The 1,849-nt window shown below is 61.5% G+C and carries 1 protein-coding gene; it reads right to left on the reverse strand.

The genetic code is table 11. The features are described from left to right. Window positions 1-588 precede the first annotated feature (588 nt). The gene (locus WBF82_RS10660) at window positions 589-1,674 is read right to left on the reverse strand and encodes an ABC transporter substrate-binding protein (protein WP_424383005.1); all 1,086 of its coding nucleotides are present in this window, start codon (window positions 1,672-1,674) and stop codon (window positions 589-591) included. Window positions 1,675-1,849 lie beyond the last annotated feature (175 nt).

The following is a 1,849-nucleotide window of genomic DNA, read 5'->3' on the forward strand; positions in this document are numbered from 1 at the left end:
TAAAGACGACTGTCCCGAGGCTCAGGAGTGAAAACTCGTTGAGAAATCCGCCGATACCATTGTGCGCTTATCTGCGCTCGATTGAAAGTAGGTTTCAGGTACCGATATCCCCAATCCCCTTGACGCAGCGGAAAATTCCACCGTCTGAGGGCATTGCCCGGCTCAATCCTCTTGACGCACTGTCAAATACGAAGCGCGGTTTCAGGTTTAGCGCGAACATGCGGAGCGTGTCGCGTGAAGGTCTAGACGCTCAGTGTGAAAAAGGGCCGCTCACCTGCGGCCCTTTTCTCGGTTAGCTGCCGGGAATCGAACCCGCTGCTCTACCAGGGCTTTTGGCATCTGAAGTGCCCGTTCGTTCCGTTTTCGTTCCGCTTCAGTCCCGCTCGTTACCTGTGGTTTCGTTCTCGGGTCTTGACGGCGTCAAGAGCGGTCATTTACGGCCGCGAGCTGCCGGCTTCAGACGTACCAGGGGCCGGGTGATCAGGAAGCGGTCGGGGTCATCGGAGCGTCGCGGATCTCGGTTGGCCGCGGCCAAGCTTGCGCCCCGAGGATCGACGCGGCCCTCCCCGGCGGGTGGTCCCCAGAGGTTCATAGGCCTGCTCGGCGATGCTGCGACGGTAACGGGAAAATAACGGGGCATTCCGCCCGCTCTGGCGGCCACACCGCACGGCGTCTCCCCTGTTGCCACTGGACGATCAGACCCTGATGCCCCGACTGTAAGCCGGTGGAAGGGTCGAGCTGAAATTTGCCGTAAAGCGTTGTGCATTCTAGCGTTTGAGCCACGGCTTGGATGGCTGTGTCGGTTGTTTCCTGCGCGTCTCGCAGACATCGTGCGTACAGAACGCCGGCCGCAAAAGCCTGTGCCGCAACGTAAGGAGGATCAGTCCCCGCCTCTTTCCGATAGGCCTCAACAAACCAATCCGAATCTGGGCCTTCATCGGGCTCGATGGCTGCCGTCGGGAGCCATTGGGCAGGCCCCAGGAGGCCTTCTCGTTGATGGCCCAGTGCGGTTAGGACTTCGTCCACACCAGCTCCGACAAACGCGGCAAAGCGCCATGGGCGGGTGAGTAAGAGTGAGGCAACAGCCAGTTCGTCCGCGAAGTTCCCTACCACAAGGAGGACATCGCCGTCGGGCACCGCCGGAACCATCGCCAGTGCCTGAGACGGCGCAAACGCGGTTGAGGTGAGATCAAGGTGAAGGTTGGCTGCCGTTGTCGCAGCACTTTCTGCCACCTCTTTACCAAAGCCCGTCGTGCTGTAAAGAAGTGAAATCGTCGTGATTGACGGGTCGACCGTGTGCGCGGCTTGCAGGGCCGCACTGAAATAGGTGGACGCCGGCGCAATGACATTGATTACCTGTGGAAAAGCGGACCGACGCAGACGCGAACTAGCTCCGCCATGGTTCCACAGCACACGTTCACAGGCGCGTGCGGCGTCGAGCATGGGACCACTGCCATACGGTCCGAAGAGGACATCCGGCTCGGTTGCCAAGGCAGCCTGCATTGCGGCGCGAATATCTTTCCCGGTGTCGCGTACATCGAGCGCGACGCTGGTCCACCGCGGTGGAAGGGCCGCGCTCTTTGCCCAGATCGCAAGCGCTGTCGCGCCTGCCCGTCCGTACAGGCTTAACGGGCCACTCAGCGGCGTTACCAGAGCGGCACGAAGGTTCGCCATCCGGCCTCACGGTTGGTCCTGCGGATCGGCACCACCCCGCCGTCCTCGTCAGCGCAGCTCATAGGAATCGCGCGCAATGCGGAAGAAGTCACCGGCACCGGCGTCTGCGGTTGTCATGCCCAGTCTTAAGGCGCCGGGGTAGCCGGGCCTGACGTGTCACTGCTTATCGGGCGGC

It is taken from the genome of Mycobacterium sp., assembly GCF_049673265.1.
In the GTDB taxonomy this organism is placed as follows: Bacteria; Actinomycetota; Actinomycetes; order Mycobacteriales; family Mycobacteriaceae; genus Mycobacterium.

Excerpts from the sequence above, each read along its gene's own strand:
- WBF82_RS10660 (WP_424383005.1), bottom strand. The coding sequence starts at position 1,674 with ATGGCGAACCTTCGTGCCGCTCTGGTAACGCCGCTGAGTGGCCCGTTA.